The organism is Pseudoalteromonas sp., assembly GCF_036960685.1.
Taxonomy (GTDB): domain Bacteria; phylum Pseudomonadota; class Gammaproteobacteria; order Enterobacterales; family Alteromonadaceae; genus Pseudoalteromonas.
Window position 1 is genome coordinate 32,387 of record NZ_JBALXK010000025.1, and the last position, 17,454, is coordinate 49,840.

At 42.0% G+C, this 17,454-nt stretch carries 15 protein-coding genes; 11 read left to right on the forward strand and 4 right to left on the reverse strand.

Annotated features, from left to right (window positions below):
• Positions 1–33: 33 nt before the first annotated feature.
• On the reverse strand, positions 34–2,076 hold the full coding sequence (locus V7783_RS17455) for a glycoside hydrolase family 97 protein (protein WP_335679804.1): 2,043 nt from the start codon (positions 2,074–2,076) through the stop codon (positions 34–36).
• Positions 2,077–2,261: 185 nt separating this feature from the next.
• Between V7783_RS17455 and V7783_RS17460 the strand changes: the two genes are divergently transcribed.
• From V7783_RS17460 to V7783_RS17470, 3 genes are all read left to right on the forward strand, one after another.
• Positions 2,262–2,885, forward strand: coding sequence for a methylamine utilization protein (locus tag V7783_RS17460; RefSeq protein ID WP_335679805.1), 624 nt, complete (start codon positions 2,262–2,264; stop codon positions 2,883–2,885).
• Positions 2,875–4,104 (forward strand): hypothetical protein, encoded by a 1,230-nt coding sequence (locus V7783_RS17465; protein WP_335679836.1) that lies wholly within the window; start codon positions 2,875–2,877, stop codon positions 4,102–4,104. Before V7783_RS17460 ends, V7783_RS17465 begins: the two co-directional genes overlap by 11 nt.
• A gap of 70 nt (positions 4,105–4,174) precedes the next feature.
• Positions 4,175–5,776, forward strand: a complete 1,602-nt coding sequence (locus V7783_RS17470) for a methyl-accepting chemotaxis protein (RefSeq protein WP_335679806.1) — start codon at positions 4,175–4,177, stop codon at positions 5,774–5,776.
• A gap of 80 nt (positions 5,777–5,856) precedes the next feature.
• Here the strand turns inward: V7783_RS17470 and speE are convergent, their stop codons facing one another.
• The gene (gene speE, locus V7783_RS17475; RefSeq protein ID WP_335679807.1) at positions 5,857–6,720 is read right to left on the reverse strand and encodes a polyamine aminopropyltransferase; all 864 of its coding nucleotides are present in this window, start codon (positions 6,718–6,720) and stop codon (positions 5,857–5,859) included.
• 203 nt (positions 6,721–6,923) lie between these two features.
• Here speE and speA point away from each other — a divergent pair, with 203 nt between their 5' ends.
• The 4 genes from speA (at position 6,924) to V7783_RS17495 (ending at position 11,998) form a co-directional block, all read left to right on the forward strand.
• The gene (gene speA / locus V7783_RS17480) at positions 6,924–8,801 is read left to right on the forward strand and encodes a biosynthetic arginine decarboxylase (protein ID WP_335679808.1); all 1,878 of its coding nucleotides are present in this window, start codon (positions 6,924–6,926) and stop codon (positions 8,799–8,801) included.
• Positions 8,802–8,920: 119 nt separating this feature from the next.
• On the forward strand, positions 8,921–9,799 hold the full coding sequence (locus V7783_RS17485; protein ID WP_335679809.1) for an acyltransferase: 879 nt from the start codon (positions 8,921–8,923) through the stop codon (positions 9,797–9,799).
• A gap of 19 nt (positions 9,800–9,818) precedes the next feature.
• Positions 9,819–10,742 (forward strand): acetyltransferase, encoded by a 924-nt coding sequence (locus V7783_RS17490; RefSeq protein ID WP_335679810.1) that lies wholly within the window; start codon positions 9,819–9,821, stop codon positions 10,740–10,742.
• Positions 10,743–10,789: 47 nt separating this feature from the next.
• The gene (locus tag V7783_RS17495; protein WP_335679837.1) at positions 10,790–11,998 is read left to right on the forward strand and encodes a mechanosensitive ion channel family protein; all 1,209 of its coding nucleotides are present in this window, start codon (positions 10,790–10,792) and stop codon (positions 11,996–11,998) included.
• Here the strand turns inward: V7783_RS17495 and chrA are convergent.
• Positions 11,961–13,112 (reverse strand): chromate efflux transporter, encoded by a 1,152-nt coding sequence (gene chrA, locus V7783_RS17500; RefSeq protein ID WP_335679811.1) that lies wholly within the window; start codon positions 13,110–13,112, stop codon positions 11,961–11,963. The genes V7783_RS17495 and chrA overlap by 38 nt on opposite strands.
• A gap of 208 nt (positions 13,113–13,320) precedes the next feature.
• Between chrA and V7783_RS17505 the strand changes: the two genes are divergently transcribed.
• Positions 13,321–13,953 (forward strand): OmpA family protein, encoded by a 633-nt coding sequence (locus tag V7783_RS17505; RefSeq protein ID WP_335679812.1) that lies wholly within the window; start codon positions 13,321–13,323, stop codon positions 13,951–13,953.
• A gap of 133 nt (positions 13,954–14,086) precedes the next feature.
• Here V7783_RS17505 and V7783_RS17510 read toward each other — a convergent pair whose 3' ends face one another.
• The gene (locus V7783_RS17510; RefSeq protein WP_335679813.1) at positions 14,087–15,868 is read right to left on the reverse strand and encodes an ABC transporter transmembrane domain-containing protein; all 1,782 of its coding nucleotides are present in this window, start codon (positions 15,866–15,868) and stop codon (positions 14,087–14,089) included.
• A gap of 88 nt (positions 15,869–15,956) precedes the next feature.
• On the opposite strand from V7783_RS17510, the gene V7783_RS17515 reads away from it, so the two are divergent.
• Genes V7783_RS17515 through V7783_RS17525 form a run of 3 tightly spaced genes read left to right on the forward strand, consistent with a single transcriptional unit; the run spans position 15,957 to position 17,174 of the window.
• The gene (locus tag V7783_RS17515; RefSeq protein WP_335679814.1) at positions 15,957–16,355 is read left to right on the forward strand and encodes a DUF3224 domain-containing protein; all 399 of its coding nucleotides are present in this window, start codon (positions 15,957–15,959) and stop codon (positions 16,353–16,355) included.
• Positions 16,356–16,367: 12 nt separating this feature from the next.
• Entirely contained in the window at positions 16,368–16,553 is a 186-nt protein-coding gene (locus tag V7783_RS17520; protein WP_335679815.1) for a hypothetical protein, read from the forward strand.
• A 3-nt stretch (positions 16,554–16,556) separates the two neighbouring features.
• Positions 16,557–17,174 carry a LysE family translocator gene (locus V7783_RS17525; RefSeq protein WP_335679816.1) on the forward strand — a complete coding sequence of 206 codons (618 nt, stop codon included), beginning with the start codon at positions 16,557–16,559 and terminating at the stop codon, positions 17,172–17,174.
• Positions 17,175–17,454: the final 280 nt, after the last annotated feature.

Below are 17,454 nucleotides of genomic sequence, written 5' to 3' on the forward strand. Positions count from 1 at the left end.
CTTATCGCTTACGGCTAAAACTTATGACTAACGTTACAGCGCTTTAAATCTAATGGCGGTGCCACCGCTGGTGGCGAGCTTTAGGGTTAATTTATCTGCCGCTGTTACAACACGTTTTTCGATGATTAAATCATACGGGGTATTTTTCCATTCAGCGTTTTTACCATCACGGTAAATCTGTGCTTCAAACTTTTTGCCTTGCTCTAAAAAGTCGAGTTTAACTTCTATGCTACGGGCTTGCTCATCGGTCACTGCGCCTAAGTACCAATCGTTACCTGAATAATGATCGCGTTTGCGCTCTTTACGGGCAAATACCACGTAGTCGCCAACTTCACCATCAAGCGCAATGCTTTGCTGCCAGTCAGTTGGTACGTCTTGAATAAACTGAAACGCATCAGGCTTTGCCAAATAGTTACGCGGTAGATCAGCGGCCATTTGAATTGGGCTATACATTACAACATATAAAGCCAGCTGCTTAGCTAAGGTGGTTTGTGGGCGGTTAGTATCAGCGCCTAAACCATTAAAGCTCATATCAAAAATACCCGGGGTAAAGTCCATAGGTCCTGCCAGCATGCGAGTAAAAGCAAGCATTGGAATATGCTCAGGTGGGTTTGGTGGAGTGCCCCACGCATTAAACTCTTGGCCGCGAGCACCTTCACGGGCGATCCAATTTGGATACGTACGGCGCAGGCCAGTATCTTTAATTGGCTCATGGGTATTAATGCTGAGTTTATGTTTAGCGGCTAGTTTGATGCTGTGTAGGTATTCGTTAACCATAAATTGGCCATCGTGCCATTCGTGACGGGCAATGCCATTTTCATCAATGCGTTTGATGTTGCCACCATCAGCAACATAACCGGTTTTAACTTGGCTGACATTAGATTTTTCGTATAGTGCGTAAGCGTCTTCCATTTGCTCGCGGTAGTTCGTTACGTTGCCAGAAGTTTCATGGTGACCAATCAATTGCACACCTTTTTGTTTACCGTAGCGAGTTAGCTCAGCGATATCAAAATCATCGTAAGGTTTAGTAAAGCTAAACACGTCGCCATTGAAGAACCAGTCCCCATCCCAGCCAATGTTCCAGCCTTCAACCAAAACACCATCAAAGCCGTACTTAGCTGCAAAATCCATGTAATACTTGGTATTTTTTGTGGTTGCGCCATGTTTTTCTCCGCTCCCCCAAGTAGTCTCATTGATGTGCATTCCCCACCAGATACCGACATATTTACCGGGTTTAACCCAAGACACATCGCCGAGTTTGTTTGGTTCGTTAAGGTTTAAAATAATATCTGAATTGATCAAATCAACGGCTTTCTCGCCAATTTGAATGGTGCGCCACGGTGTATTAAACGCGCCGTGTTTTTTAACTGCAATACCATCAGACCAAGGAGTTAAATCGGCTTGTAATGTACCTGGGCGGCGTTGATTGAGTACCATGCCTGCGTAATCAACCAGTGCTGCTTCGTGAATACTGACATGAACACCGTCAGCATTTTTAAACGTAAATGGTGTGTGCACCAGCGCAGCATCTTGTAATGGCGTGGTGTTATAAACGTATTCATAGCGATTCCAGCCACGAGCTGGGATCCACCAAGCAGTCGCTTTATCTGCACCCGCAATAGCAAACCCTGTGAGTTCTTTGGTTATTTCGATGTTTTCAAAGCCAGCTTGTTTAGGTACTTCGTAACGAAAGCCTACACCATCATCAAAAGCTCTAAAACGAACGGTGTAAGTGCCAGCGTGAGGGGCAGCTTTGCTAAAGGTAACGGCCACTTCGTTATGCTTATCAATAACTGTTTCGCGCTCTCCCCAAGGCTGTTGCCATTGGCTCTCGTGTTGAGCGTGTTTTACGTCAGTTATTTTGAAACCCTCGGCAAAAGGGGCTTGTTGTTTAAATTCAAAGCCAAGAGATGAGTTTTCGATAACATGTTTGCCGTTAAAGCTGATTTTATAGCTTGGCATAGCTTGCTGATCCGAAATGGTTATTTTTATATTTCCGTTCGGAGATTGAATTGTCGCGTCTTTCGCAAAGCAAGCGCTTGAAAATCCAAGTAGAAGTAGCAAAGGTAATCGCATAGCTGTTCCTTGATGTGTGTTGAATCATTTAGCATAAAGCGCAAGTGCTTTGATTACGAGATGGCTGCATACGTATTCACTTAGTTAGTGTGAGCAATTAATTTTGAATCGCGAACAATATCTAACAATAAAGTGATAGAAAAAAGCCTATAATTAGGGAAATCAAATAATAAGACTTTGACTCAATGAAACGTTTACTCGTATTTTTATTTATTATTACAGCATGTAAAAGCTTTGCAGGGGTGATTACTATTTATGATCAAGAGCAACGCCCTCAGCCTAATGCAGTGGTTTGGTTGTCGTCTGCTGCAATAAAAGCATCATCTGAATTGCAAAGCTCCCCATTTGTAATGACGCAAAAAGATAGGCAATTCACTCCGCATATTTTAGTTGTACCTGAGAATTCGCAAGTTGAGTTTCCAAACGCAGATTCAATCATGCATCACGTTTACTCGTTCTCAAACGCTAAATCATTTGAATTAAAATTGTATCGTGAACAACCGCAAGCGCCGATCCGCTTTGAGCAAACAGGTGTTGTTGAGCTCGGCTGTAACATCCATGATTGGATGCTGGGTTATATTGTGGTGGTTGATAGTCCTTATTATGCTATTACAGATGAGCAGGGCAGAGTGTCATTAAACATTGAGCAGGGTAATTATACGTTGAATGTTTGGCATGAAGGGTTTGCAGATATTAGTAACATCGAGTCTCAGCCAGTGGTTTTGTCGCAAGCTGACTTGAGTTATCGACTTAAACAAAAAGTAATCCCAAGAATTGCTGTAGGTGTAGATGAATTCGATGATTACTAATTACAGCTTGCTTTTTTTAGCATTAATCAGTGTATTTATCGCGTTTAATGCGAATGCTGAAGTTAAAGGTCTTATACAGTTAAGTGCAGTACAAGGCGATCCACAACTAAGCTGGCAAGAGGGTGGTGTTGGGCTTTATCGCTATGATAGCGAAAATGATGGGGTGATGCTTTCACAAGGTTTGCTTGATTTCAGAGTTGATTTAAGTACTAATTGGTCAGCGCATGGGGTAATTAATGCCTATCAAGATCCGCAGGCGACGTTAGGTTTTAGCCAAGCCTATTTTCAGTATCAGCCACTCACACCAAGTCATTATAAATGGCATGTACGCGCTGGTGCTTTTTACCCGCAGTTATCATTAGAAAACCCCGATATGGGTTGGCTGTCACCTTATAATTATACTAACTCTGCAATAAACTCATGGGTAGGCGAAGAAATACGTACCCTAGGCGTAGAGGCAACTATTAAACGCCCTGGACGAAGTTTCAATAGTGCGCATAGCTTTAGTTTTGTTGGTGCTACTTTTAAAGGCAATGATCCGGCAGGAACCTTACTTGCGTGGCGTGGATTTGCATTACATGACCGTCAAACGACTCTCAATGAAAGTGTCGCTTTTGCACCGATTGCATCTTTTAGTACGCCACAATTGCAGCATCAGGCAAATCAAGTTCTTCCTTTTGAAGAGGTGGATGGCCGGTTTGGTTATTACCTGGGAATGCATTGGGATTACTTAAAAAAATCACAATTTCGTTTTTATTATTATGATAATAATGGCGATCCTGCTGCGCTAAATTATGCTACAGGTCAGTATGCATGGGACACACGCTTTGCCAGCGCAGCTTGGCTCTATAAGTTTACAGCTCAAACCCGCTTAATAGTGCAAGCTATGTCAGGCAACACGGCAATGGGCAAAAGTCGCGGTGTTAATAATGACTTTTACAGCCATTTTGCATTACTTAGCCATAAAATCGCAAAACACCGGTTCTCGATACGGTATGATTTTTTTGAGGTAACCGATCACGATGATTGGGCGTTTGATCCAAACGCTAGCCATGGGGAAGGTATTACTGCAACATGGCGCTATCAGTTAACACCGCAGTGGCAATTGGGCATTGAAGGTTCAGCCCTGCATAGCCAGGCTGATAATCGTGAGGCAATGGGAGTTGCTAAGACGTTATCGCAACAGCAGCTGAGCTTAAATGTGCAGTGGCGCTATTAATGGTAATTTTTTTGCATTTGAACTACCTTTAAATATCGATTGATACTGAATTTTTAGGTAAAGGTGAGGCATGAGATTACAGAGTATTCGTGTTAAAAGCTCCGTTCCAATTGTGCTACTTGGGGTTGCAATAATTGTGCTGATCACAGGTTACACATATTTAATTAATCTACAAAAAGCGGCTTTAGATGCACAATCTGAGCGGTTTCTAAATGCAATTTCAGTAGTCGTTAATGGCGATCGCGATCTCTATCAAGCTAAAGTAGCAGAGTTACATCTAGTTACTAATAAAATAGGCAGTAAAGAAGAGCGACAAGAACATCAAGAAAATGCCGAGCAAGTGGCTGAAAGATTTAAGCTGTATTTACAGTATTTATCCGCTTATCCAGAAGTTACAGCGCAATTTACAAATTTTAACCGCGCTTTTGATAACTGGCTATCGGCATCAAATGCATATATTAATGATCCACAAAATCAGCAAAAGAGCCTTCAAGCTGATACAGAATTCGCGGCACTACGTGACATTTTAGATAAAGCCGGTGAGCAAGCCGAACTAACATCTAAAAACGAAAAGCAAAAACTGCTTGAAAAAATCACCACCACCAAAGGATTTTTATTGATTATGGTAGTAGTGTTGTTAGCTATCTCTGGTTGGTTTAGCTATAGCATTCCGCGGCAATTAACGAAGCAAATGAATTATGTGACTGCGCGAATCAACGATATCGCCTCAGGTGATGGCGATTTAACCGGGCGAATAGCAGTGAAAAGCAAGGATGAGTTTACTGAGTTAGCCACGGCATTTAATCGTTTTTTAGATAACCTACAACAACTTATACGAGATATTTTAGAGCAGGCAAAAGAGCTAAATCACTTAGGTGTTGATCTCAATCAGTTTGCTAATCAAAATAATCAGATCAACCAAAAGCTCAGCCAAGCATCTGAGTCTATCGTCAGTGCGGTGCATGAAATGAGTGTCGCTAGTCGCGAAGTCGCTAATGTGGCGCAGCAGTCATCTAAAGAAGCCGATAATTCACAACAACTAGCTAAACAGGGTTTGACGGCGGTGGCTAATTCGAGTGATAAAATAGTCGCGTTATCTGACAACATGGAACACGCGAGTAATAAATCAACCGAGCTACAGCAAAGCTCTGATAATATCGCCAAAGTACTCGAGGTGATCCGTGCAATTGCAGAGCAAACTAATTTACTTGCGTTGAACGCTGCTATTGAAGCTGCTAGAGCGGGAGAGCAAGGTCGAGGCTTTGCGGTGGTGGCTGATGAAGTCCGGACTTTGGCAACTCGCACCCAAGAAAGTACTAATGATATACAAAAAATGGTGGAACAATTTGCCAATAGCGTAGAACAGTCGTTAACGGCAATTAATGGTGGTAAGCGCTTCGCTGATGAAGCGGTAAGCTCATTTACACAAACTAATGATGTGCTAAATGCTATGCAGCAATCATCAATAAAAGTGAATGATATGGCGATGCAAACAGCGCAAGCAACCGATGAGCAAACCGCGGTTGCTGAAGAAATTAGCCATAATTTATCGTCCTTAAATGACCAAACTATGCAAGGTGGCGAACTTGCGCGTTCCACCGAGGAAGTGGCTGTAAGAATGAATCAATTAACCGATGAGCTGAACCGGTTGGTACAACGTTTTAAAGTTTAGCCCAAAGCAGCACATACAGTGACAGGCAATAAAAAAGGGTTCGCATGAACCCTTTTTTAGATCAATCAAATATACAAAGCTTACTGTTTAGCAAAAGCACGCTTCATATAATTAGGAGTTGCCAGTGCGCCGTGATGAATACCGCTGTTATAGTATTCAGTACCTTGGGCAAGCTCTGCGGCAGCATCTTCTCTAAAGCCTGCGAAAGCTTCATCTTTACGCGCGAGTGTCACTGACCATAAACCACTTGGGTAAATCGGCTGTGGGAATGGTAGTGTTTGTAAGTCTTTAAAGCCAACGTCTGTCATTGCATCGCGCATCTCAACCAATAATGGCATGTGCATTAATGGTGATTCACTTTGTTGCACCATAATGCCGCCAGTGCGAAGGGCATTTAAGCAGCTAGTGTAAAATGCATGGTTGAATAGACCTTCACCTGGGCCTACCGGATCGGTGCCATCAACAATAACAACATCAATTGAATCAGCAGCAAGCTCACGCATGTACTTAATCCCGTCGTCAAACATTACGGTGGCACGTGGGTCTTGGTTTGCTTCACATAATTCAGGGAAGTATTTTAATGACATTTGTGTCACTACTTCGTCGATATCGATTTGTGTAACAGCCTCAACGCTTGGGTGTTTTAGTACTTCACGTAATGTACCGCAATCACCACCGCCGATAATCACTACATTTTTCGGGTTTGGGTGAGCAAGTAAAGCTGGGTGGCTGATCATTTCATGGTAAAAAAAGTTTTCGCGACTACTTACCATAGTGCAACCATCAATTATCATTAGGTTGCCAAAATCGGTAGTTTCATACATTTCAACCTTTTGGAAAGGTGATTGCTGCTCATCTAACTTTTTGTTAATACGTAGAGAAAACGCGCTGCCGTCACGTTCGCTGATTTCGGTAAACCATTTACTTTGATCTAAATTTGCCATGTCGCTAGTTACACTTTTGAGTTGAGTATGAAAAAGGGGCAATTCTGCCAGTGCTTGGCGTTTTGCTCAATGAAATTTTAACCAGTATAGCGAATATTTTATCCTAGCTTTGGTTTAAAGGTCATTTTTTGTTAGCGTAGGGAGTTATGACGTATTAAAATACGTGATTCCGCCAAAAACAGTTAACTATAGAAGAATTTGCCATGACTTGGGGTTTAGATACAGCACGCTCTACATATAACGTCGCACATTGGAGCGATGGTTACTTTGATATCAATAGCCAAGGTGAGCTTGTTGCCTATCCGGATGGCGATCAAACTAAAGCCGCTATTTCATTAACCGAGTTGACTGAGCAATTCAAAAAGCAAGGGTTAACGTTACCTGTATTAGTACGCTTTACCGATATTTTGCAAAATCGTGTTGATACTATGACCAGTGCATTTAGCAGTGCGCGCAATGCTCGTGCCTATCAAGGGCAATATACTTGCGTATACCCAATTAAAGTAAACCAACAACGTTCAGTGGTCAGCAAACTATTAGCACACCCGAGTGGTTTAGTGGGCTTAGAGGCTGGCTCAAAACCTGAGTTAATGGCAATTTTAGGTGTCGCTAAACAGCCAATTACTATCGTTTGTAATGGCTATAAAGATAGCGAGTTTTTACGTTTAGCCTGTATTGGTCAAGCAATGGGCCACAAAGTTAAAATCGTGGTTGAAAAACTTTCTGAATTAACAACCTTGTTAGCTGAAATTGAAGATTTAGGTATTGAACCAGCTATTGGTATTCGTATCCGTTTAAATTCAGTGGGTAAAGGCAAGTGGCAAAATACTGGTGGCGAAAAAGGTAAGTTTGGCTTAACTGCTGGGCAAGTATTAGCGGCAGTTGAAGTACTTAAACAGCATAATAAGCTGCATTTAATGCAAATGGTGCATTTTCATATTGGTTCACAAATTGCCAATATTCGTGATATTCACCGCGCTTTACGTGAATGTTCCCGCCACTTTGCTGAGCTAACTCAGCTAGGTGTGCCATTAAACACCGTTGATGTGGGCGGTGGACTCGGCGTTGATTACGAAGGTTCCGGTTCACGCAGCGCGTGTTCAATGAATTACACAGTAGAAGAATACGCCCGTAATGTGGTTAATGCCTTTGCAGAAGTATGCGAGCAGCATGATTTAACGCATCCTGCGATTATTACAGAGTCAGGCCGCGCACTTACTGCGCACCATGCGGTGTTGATCACTGATGTTATCGACGTTGAACAAGCGCCTAATCATAGTAACCCAAGTGCACCTGAGCCTAATAGTGCCTTAGTACTTGATGAAATGTGGCAATGTTTACAGCGTTTAAATCCACGTATGGCACTGGAAATTTATCACGATGCAATGCATTTATTCAGCGAAGCACATGATCAATACGTCCATGGTTTAGTCAGCATGTTGGAGTGGGCGAAAATAGAGCAGCTTTATTTTACTATTTTGCATCGCGTTCGTGCCTCTTTAAGCAATGCCCGTGCGCACCGTGAAGTGCTTGATGACCTTAATGAAAAATTGGCTGATAAACTGTTTGTGAATTTTTCATTATTTCAATCATTGCCTGATGTTTGGGGCATTCAGCAATTATTTCCGGTAATGCCGATTGAAAATCTCGACAAGCCGCTAACACAACGTGCCATTATTCAAGATATTACTTGTGATTCTGATGGTCAAATTCGTGAATATGTTGAAGGTGCAGGGATTGAAACTAGCTTGCCAATTCCACAATATGTGCCTGGTCAGCAATACCACATTGCCATGTTTATGGTTGGGGCGTACCAAGAGATATTGGGAGACCTACATAACTTGTTTGGTGATACTGATTCTGTACACGTTGAACTCACCGAGCAAGGCTATCAGTTAACTAACGCGATTAAGGGCGATAGCGTTAAGGATGTATTAAAGTTTGTTGATTATGATAGCGATATTTTTGCGGATAACTTTGCTACCACAGTACAGCAGTTAGATATTAGTGAACCTGTTAAGCAGCAATATTTAGCGGAGCTAAATGCGGGCCTTGAAGGGTATACCTATTTTGAAGATTAATTGCGATACTGCGTATTGCGTCATATACCTAAACCACCTCAAGATGCAGAATTCAGCGTTTTTGAGGTGGTTTGGGTATACATTGCCAAACAGTTTTAATTGAAAGGAATTAAGTAGTAATGTCTTTGATCCGTTGTATTTTTAGTATCTTTTTCTACACCATAAATACTGTGATTTGGTTTATCCCTATTTTTATTTGTGGCTTAATTAAATTACTGCCGATTAAACCATTGCAAAAAGCCATGAGTTGGGCGGCTAAAAAGTGTGCGACTATGTGGGTTACTTGTAACTCGTTAAATCAAAATGCCTTTACACCGTATAAATTAAACGTCACAGGTCTTGAGGACGTTAAGTTAAAAGACTGGTACTTGGTTATTGCCAACCATCAAAGCTGGGTGGATATTTTGGTACTACAGCGTTTATTGAATCGCCGTATTCCATTTTTAAACTTCTTCTTAAAAAAAGAGCTACTCTATGTGCCAATTTTAGGCTTGGCGTGGTGGGCGCTAGATTTCCCGTTTATGACCCGCACCAGTAAAAGCCAGCTTAAAAAGAACCCCAAACTGCGTGGTAAAGATTTAGAAACGACGCGTAAAGCCTGCGAAAAATTTAAAGAAATGCCAGTGAGTATTGTTAACTTTGTAGAAGGTACGCGTTTTACAAAGGCAAAGCACCAGCGTCAAAATAGTCCGTTTCCACACTTGTTGAAACCAAAAGCCGGTGGTGTTGCATTTGTAATGCAAGCAATGGGGGAGCAAATATCTAAAGTAGTAAACGTAACAATTCAGTATCCTGATGGCATACCCACCTTTGTTGATTTTGCCAGTGGCCGAGTTAAGCAGATCAACGTACACGTTGAGGTTATACCGGTAAGTGAAGAATTAATTGGCGATTACACTGGCGACTCAGAGTTTAGAGTAAGCTTCCAATCAGAATTAAATCGTTTATGGCAAGAGAAAGAGCAGCAACTTGTTAAACTTGAGCAACAAGCTAAGTGATTTTTAACAGTGAGTACACATGCTAAAAAATATCATACCGAAATGGCTAAACGGCCTTACTGTAGGCGTTGTACTTTTTAGTAATACGTTGCTGTGGGGCTGTGTTGTGCTAGCACTTGGGTTAATAAAGCTAGTATTGCCTATGGCTTGGGTAAGTAACTTACTGCATAGCGCGTATCAGGGTTGGTGCAGTGGTAACCGACTCGGTTTAAAGTTAAGCAACGCAGAGATCACCACAGTTATTAATGGGGATGTCAATAAACTCGGTTGGTACTTACTGATATCAAATCATTTTAGTTGGCTTGATATTGTGGTACTTAGTGCCATTGATGTGTTGCCCGCACCTAAGTTCTTTTTAAAAGATGAGCTTAAATATGTGCCGCTTATTGGCTCTGGTGCATGGGCTATGGGTATGCCATTTATGAAACGTCTTAGTAAAGCCCAGCTTGCTAAAAACCCACAACTTAAAGGCCTTGATGTTGCACGCACTAAGCATAGCTGCCGTAATTTTCGTAGCCACCCAACCACCATCATTAACTTTGTAGAAGGCACCCGATTTACCAAAGCAAAGCATCACGCACAACAAAGTCCTTTTACGCATTTATTAAAGCCTAAAGCGGGCGGCATTGCATTTGCATTAGAAGTACTTGGCGATCAATTTGATGCTATTCTCAATACAACCCTATTGTACCAAGCGCAAAGTAATCATATTTGTGGTAGTTTTTTGCGCGGACGATTAAATCGAGTAACCATTAATATTACTTTAGTTCCTGTAAGCCCTGAGCTATTGGGTAACTACCAGCTCGATAGCCAGTTTAGAGTTCGTTTTCAAGAATCGATCAACCAATTATGGTTAAGTAAAGATAGTGAATTGGCTGCAGCCTATGCAGAGCGCGACTCTGAAGCTGTAATAATCAATAATAAGGAGATTGAACAATCGTGACTACACAAACTCGTCTACAGCAATTAGTTACACCTTGGTTTGAAGGCATGCCGGATACGGCATTGTTCAGCTCTCTTACCGCTACCGCGATTGGGGTGTTCTCGCTCTTGATCGTGTATTTATTTACTCGTCGATTAATGTTGCCAGGCATTCAAAAAGTGGTGACAAAACTCTCTCCTGAACGGATTGGCCTATTGGCGCCAATGCTCACTAAGCTCAATCGCCGTTTTGCTGGCATGTTGTGTTGCGTACTATTTTTGGCAACTTTTGACAGTGTTTATCCCGTTGGTGAATTTTCCGCTGAGGTATTTAAAACCATAGGTCAAACGCTGCTTATTATTCATGTTGGTTTTATTATTAGTAGCATTGTCAGTATTGCTGGTGGCATTTATAATCAACTGGAATTTGCCCGCGAAGTGCCTATCCAAGGTTTAATTCAAGTTGTTAAGTTAATCACTTTTATGATTTGCGCAATCTTGATTGTGAGTATCGTACTTGAAAAATCGCCAACTTATATCCTCTCTGGTTTTGGTGCTATAGCTGCGGTGACCTTGTTGGTATTTAAAGACACCATCTTAGGCTTTGTCGCCAGCATTCAAATAGCAGCGAATCGCTTAGTAACCTACGGCGATTGGATCCAAGTAGATAATTACGGCGCAGATGGTGAGGTGATTGATTTAGGCTTAAACACCGTAAAAGTACGCAACTGGGATAACACCATTACGACTATTCCGACTTATATGCTGGTGGCAGGTTCGTTTAAAAACTGGCGCGGTATGCAAGAGTCGGGTGGGCGTCGAATTAAGCGTTCACTCAATATTGATATGAACAGTATTCGTTTAGCTGACGATGAGCTTACTAAAACCATTGGCCAAACTATCGCGCTGAAAGAGTATATTAAAATGAATACGCTCCCAGATCCGGTATCAAACCTAGGGCTGTTTCGTCGTTATGCTGAAGGCTACTTAAAACAGCACAGTAAAATCAATACCTCGCTGACCTTAATGGTGCGTGAGTTGCAACCACTAAACCATGGTTTACCTATTGAGTTTTATTGTTTTAGTGAAGACAAGCGTTGGATATCCTACGAGCACTTACAAGCAGAGATCATGGATCATTTACTTGCAGTACTCCCGATTTTTGACTTGCGTGCCTATCAAAGTGTTACAGGGCAATTTAGCCCTGCGCCTATTAGCCCAACCGGTATTAAGCCCACGATCAAAGTGGCAAATAATACTGAAGTAGACCAAGACTAACAAATGCGATTAACAGCCACCAAATAGGTGGCTTCGCAAGCCTTAGCCATGCAAAAGCAGCGGCAACAATCACAATATGCCAAATAGAGTGAACGGCTGATGTCCAAATCGGTGAATACAACGCTGCAGCTAAAAACCCCACAACGGCAGCATTAAGCGCCGCTATACAGCTTGCAAAACGTGGACGTTGAGCTAATTGTAGCCAGCTTTTTTGAAATGCTAACATCAATAAAAAACCGGGAGTAAAAATCAATAAGGTTGCAATCACAGCGCCCAGCAATGGCTGGTTATTATTGAGTTCAGCACCAAGATAAGTGGCAATGGTAAACATAGGGCCTGGTACGGCTTGCGCACTGGCATAGGCACTTAAAAATTGCTCGGTTGGTAAGCTTGGCAAACCTGCTTGTAAAACTGGCAGTACAACATGGCCGCCGCCGAATACCATCGCTCCCGCTTGATAAAAAGGTGCGAACACTGAAAATTGAGACCCTAATGGGACAAAACTAACCAGTAATAACAGCGCAAATAGTATTAATGCAGGCCAATTAATAGCGAGGCTAGTGCTTTCTAGAGGGGCTTCGTTCGCACCAAGTTTGAGTAAAGGATAAAAAGCGCCGATCAGTGAGGCAATAACGAGTACTAAAATCTGACCGCTTAAGTTAGGCAGCAATATCAGCGCTAAAGTACTCAACACAGCAATTGCTTTAAGAGCCCAGCTTGTGCAAAAGCTTTTTGCCATACTTAGGGTTGCATCAGCGACGATCACCACTGCAAATAATTTTAAGCCAGCAATAATTGCGAAATAAATAGCGTCAAATTGATGGGCGCTGATGGCGAGTAACGCCATGATCAAAAATGAAGGCAAGGTAAAGCCAACAAATGCCGCAATACCACCTAATACTCCTGCACGTTCAACACCAATAGCAAAACCGACTTGACTAGAACCTGGCCCTGGCAGTGCTTGGCTAAGACTGATCAGTTGCGCATAACGCTGCGCATTGAGCCATTGCAAGTTATCAACAAAGTGGCGCTTAAAATAACCTAGATGTGCCGCAGGGCCGCCAAAACTCATACATCCAAGTAAAAAAAACTGTTTAAAAATAACAAACAACATAAATTTATCGCTCTTAATATTGAGATTATCGCATTATGACAAATTTTCGTGACATTTAGATGCTTCATGATGGTTGTATCTGCGTAAAAATGAAAACCATGGCAATTTATGGGCAGATGCTGCGCTTTTAACTCTTTCTTCATGATTCGTTCATTGCGATTTTTGCATACTAGATGTTAATGAAAGAAATAATAACCAAGGAGATACCATGACTTTAACCAAACCATTACTAACGGCAACAATTGTTGGACTATTACTAACAGGTTGTGAAACCACCAACACAGGAATGGGCGCTGGCATTGGTGCTGCAACGGGTGCTGTACTAGGTAAGGCAACGGGAGATCATGATGATAAACGTATCTTCATTGGTGCTGCTATTGGTGCGCTAGCAGGTGCTGCTGTTGGTGATTACATGGATAAGCAAGAAGCGGCTTTTCGCGATGAACTGGCAGGCTCCGGTGTTGAAGTTGTACGTGAAGGTGATAACTTACGTTTAGTGATGCCATCTAATATTACCTTCGCAACAGATCAATCGTATATTTCATCTGGGTTTCATAACACCTTAAATGCCATTGCAAAAGTAATGAACAAATATGAAAAAACGTACCTAAGCATTGAAGGTCATACTGACAGCACAGGTAAAGACAGCTACAACATGACCTTGTCTGAGCAACGTGCTCAGAGTGTTAAAAGTTACTTAGTGAATCAACAAATCCTAGCTGGGCGTATCAGCACCCGTGGTTACGGTGAAACCCAACCAATCGCCAGTAACGACAGCGCCAACGGCCGCGCACAAAACCGCCGAGTAGAAATTCAAATCGTACCAAACACCGAAGGCTAGTTATTTACATTTATTTATCTCAATCACTTGTTTATTAGCTGGTGATTGAGATTATTTACCGCTTACCGCTTACCGCTTACCGCTTACCGCTTACCGCTTACCGCTTACCGCTTACCGCTTACCGCTTACCGCTTCAATCCCTATTAAACTGCAGCTCACATAATTTTTGATAAAGCGGATTTGTCGCTAATAATTGTTGGTGAGTACCGGTTGCGATAATTTCACCTTGCTCCATCACTACAATAACATCGGCGTGTTTTACTGTAGCTAAGCGGTGGGCAATGATCAGTGTGGTCCGATTTTGCATTAAATGTTCAAGCGCGGCTTGTACATGATGCTCACTTTGCGCATCCAGCGCACTGGTTGCTTCATCGAGTAGCAGTATTTCAGGGTCTTTTAATATTGCGCGTGCTAGTACAATACGTTGTTTTTGGCCACCTGATAGGCGAACGCCTTGCTCACCTAAAAAGCTGGCATAGCCGTTTGGTAGTTGTGCAATAAACTCATCGGCATGGGCATGCTTAGCGGCAGCATATACTTGCTCATCACTTGCATCTGGGTTGCCATAACGAATATTGTGCATTACATCAGAGCTAAACAAAATTGGGTTTTGTGCCACCATACCCATGCTGTTGCGTAACGTGTTTAGGGAGAGATCTTTTATATCAATGCCGTGGAATTTAATCTCGCCATTGGCTGGATCATAAAAGCGCTGTAGTAATTCAAATAAGGTGGTTTTACCCGCACCAGAGGGGCCTACAATTGCCACGGTTTGGCCTTGTTTAATATTAAGCGTAACGTTTTTAAGTGCGCTTACATCAGGGCGAGATGGGTAATTAAAGGTAATGTTATTGAGTTCTATAGCAGCTGCATCAGTGTTGCTTTGTAACTTTTCATCAAGTGGCTGGATTGGGTTTACTATTTCACTTTTCACCGCGAGTAATTCAAGCAGTCTTGCGGCAGCACCCGCTGCACGTTGTAGCTCGCCATAAACTTCAGCCACGGTCGCCACCGACATTGCCACCATAATGGCATAAAACACAAATGCACCCAGCTCACCACCACTCATCGTCCCCGCCAGTACGTCACTACCGCCAACCCATAACATCACACTAATGGCGCTAAAGGTTAAAAAGATCACTGCGGCAATTAAAAACGAACGTTGTTTAATACGACTTTTAGCCACCTTAAAGGCTTTTTCTGTTTCTAGGGCAAAGGCTTGTTGCTCACGTTGTTCGTGGCTATAACTTTGCACTACTTTAATATTTTGAATTATTTCACCCGCATAAGTGCTGATGTCAGCAATGGCATCTTGGCTGGAGCTGGCAAGTTTGCGTACTTTACGGCCAAACACCATCATAGGCACTAATACCAAAGGCACACAGGCCACCACTACTAACGTGAGTTTTAAGTTAGTGAATAACAACATAGCTAAACCACCTACCAGCATCAGTGCGCTGCGCAGTGCCATTGAAAATGACGAACCAATAATTGATTGCAGTAAGGTGGTATCAGTGGTTAAGCGTGACATGAGCTCACCGCTGCGGTTTTCTTCAAAGTAGCTTGGGTGCAGGGTAACTATGCGATCAAATACTGCTTTGCGAATATCGTTACTAACCCGCTCACCAATCCACGACATTAAATAAAAGCGACTAAAGGTACCGATGGCTAATAGGCTGATCAAACCAATTAGCACGATTATGGCTTGTTTTAATTGCGCTTGGGAGCCGGCAATAAAGCCATGATCGATTACAAATTTAACTCCTTGGCCCAATGATAAATTAACCCCAGCAGTAACAAGTAATGCTGCAAGAGCTGCAAAAACCACCCATTTATAAGGCTTAATAAACTGGAAAATAGGAATTAAACTACTAAAAGCTGCTTTGTCTTTTGGTTCGGCTTTGCTGGTGCTCATGCTGGATTCTTTTTGTTCAATAGGGTATAGATATGGTTGCTTAAATCGTAATTTCAATAACTAACTTCATAACAACAAAGGGACTATCATGGCAACTCATAAAGTAACAGGTGAATTTAACGTTAAACTCAACCCAATCGAAGGCTATGCCAAAGGCATTGATGGCGTAAATTTAGGTCGTATGTCGATTGATAAAACCTTTACTGGGAAGCTTGATGCAACCAGTACTGGCGAAATGCTCAGCGCCATGACCGCCACCCAAGGTAGTGCCGGTTATGTGGCAATTGAGCAAGTAGTTGGCACTCTTGCAGGCAAACAAGGTAGTTTTGTATTGCAGCATTTTGGCTCTATGGATAAAGGCCAAGATTCATTGATTTTAAATGTAGTGCCAGATTCTGGTAGCCATGAACTTACCGGCCTTAGCGGGAAAATGGCAATTCGCATCGAAGCTGGTATTCATTTTTATGATTTTGAGTATCAACTTTAAAAGGTAATAGCAATGCAAAAAATAATAGAATTTAAAAAACAGCGTGGTTATTTTAGAGGTGGCATTGATATTGATGCACTTAACGAGCGAATTTATCAATTAAACCAAGGCGGCTGGAAAGTAATAAATGTTAGCGCCTCAACGGGGCTATATGGCCAAGTTTATGGTTATGTTCTTCTGATTGAAAATAATGAGTGATAAATGACACTATCACTTTGGCTCAGTTTAGTCGCTGTCTGTATGATGGGTGCGATGTCTCCCGGACCAAGTTTGGCTGTAGTGTTAAAGCATAGCATTCATGGCAGTATGAAAAACGGCATGCTGGCGGCTGTTAGTCATGGGGTCGGCGTTGGCTTTTATGCCGCGGCATCCTTGCTTGGCCTTGGCGCACTGATGTTACAGTTTCCCACTGTATATCAAGTGTTAGTTTACTTAGGTGCAGCCTACTTAGCATATTTAGGTGTTAAAATTTTATTAGCAAAACCCAGTGGTGATGAGCTTCAAGTTGCGCAGCAAAGTGGCAACTCTAAGCAAGCACTGCAAGATGGATTTGCTATTGCGTTTTTGAATCCCAAACTTGCGGTGTTCTTTTTAGCGTTATTTTCACAGTTTATAGACCCTGCAAACCTAACTTTTAAAGTGGGTATGATCATGTGCTTGACCGTATTTGTTATTGATACTGGCTGGTATTTGATTGTTGCAGCGTTGACTGAGCTTTCAAAAAAGCGCTTTGCTTTTACTAAATCCTCCCCTTGGCTTGATAAAATATTAGCGGTGATTTTTATAGCCCTTGCTGTGCGAGTGGTTCTAATGGTTTAGTTTGTTTGCATTGAATCATCCTATAGTGCTTTATCAAAAAGCCGTTGTTTAGCTCAGGCTGAACATTTATTGCTTGCCTGTTTTTTATGCTAAATCCTCTATTCATTTCACGTTAGCTGCACAATTGTAGCATTTAGCTACTCGTTACCTATCAAGGCTAGACGTTACCCCTATTAGTGCATACGTATTCATCACACTTAATTTACTTTTTAGTTACACTTTATTGGTTTTATTTTATCCACAATTTAAAAATAAACAGCATACAATTATAAAATCAATA

Excerpts from the sequence above, each read along its gene's own strand:
- V7783_RS17490 (WP_335679810.1), top strand. The coding sequence starts at position 9,819 with ATGCTAAAAAATATCATACCGAAATGGCTAAACGGCCTTACTGTAGGC.
- V7783_RS17460 (WP_335679805.1), top strand. The coding sequence starts at position 2,262 with ATGAAACGTTTACTCGTATTTTTATTTATTATTACAGCATGTAAAAGC.
- V7783_RS17455 (WP_335679804.1), bottom strand. The coding sequence starts at position 2,076 with ATGCGATTACCTTTGCTACTTCTACTTGGATTTTCAAGCGCTTGCTTT.
- V7783_RS17470 (WP_335679806.1), top strand. The coding sequence starts at position 4,175 with ATGAGATTACAGAGTATTCGTGTTAAAAGCTCCGTTCCAATTGTGCTA.
- V7783_RS17510 (WP_335679813.1), bottom strand. The coding sequence starts at position 15,868 with ATGAGCACCAGCAAAGCCGAACCAAAAGACAAAGCAGCTTTTAGTAGT.
- speE (WP_335679807.1), bottom strand. The coding sequence starts at position 6,720 with ATGGCAAATTTAGATCAAAGTAAATGGTTTACCGAAATCAGCGAACGT.
- V7783_RS17520 (WP_335679815.1), top strand. The coding sequence starts at position 16,368 with ATGCAAAAAATAATAGAATTTAAAAAACAGCGTGGTTATTTTAGAGGT.
- V7783_RS17525 (WP_335679816.1), top strand. The coding sequence starts at position 16,557 with ATGACACTATCACTTTGGCTCAGTTTAGTCGCTGTCTGTATGATGGGT.
- V7783_RS17515 (WP_335679814.1), top strand. The coding sequence starts at position 15,957 with ATGGCAACTCATAAAGTAACAGGTGAATTTAACGTTAAACTCAACCCA.
- V7783_RS17465 (WP_335679836.1), top strand. The coding sequence starts at position 2,875 with ATGATTACTAATTACAGCTTGCTTTTTTTAGCATTAATCAGTGTATTT.
- chrA (WP_335679811.1), bottom strand. The coding sequence starts at position 13,112 with ATGTTGTTTGTTATTTTTAAACAGTTTTTTTTACTTGGATGTATGAGT.
- speA (WP_335679808.1), top strand. The coding sequence starts at position 6,924 with ATGACTTGGGGTTTAGATACAGCACGCTCTACATATAACGTCGCACAT.
- V7783_RS17495 (WP_335679837.1), top strand. The coding sequence starts at position 10,790 with ATGCCGGATACGGCATTGTTCAGCTCTCTTACCGCTACCGCGATTGGG.
- V7783_RS17505 (WP_335679812.1), top strand. The coding sequence starts at position 13,321 with ATGACTTTAACCAAACCATTACTAACGGCAACAATTGTTGGACTATTA.
- V7783_RS17485 (WP_335679809.1), top strand. The coding sequence starts at position 8,921 with ATGTCTTTGATCCGTTGTATTTTTAGTATCTTTTTCTACACCATAAAT.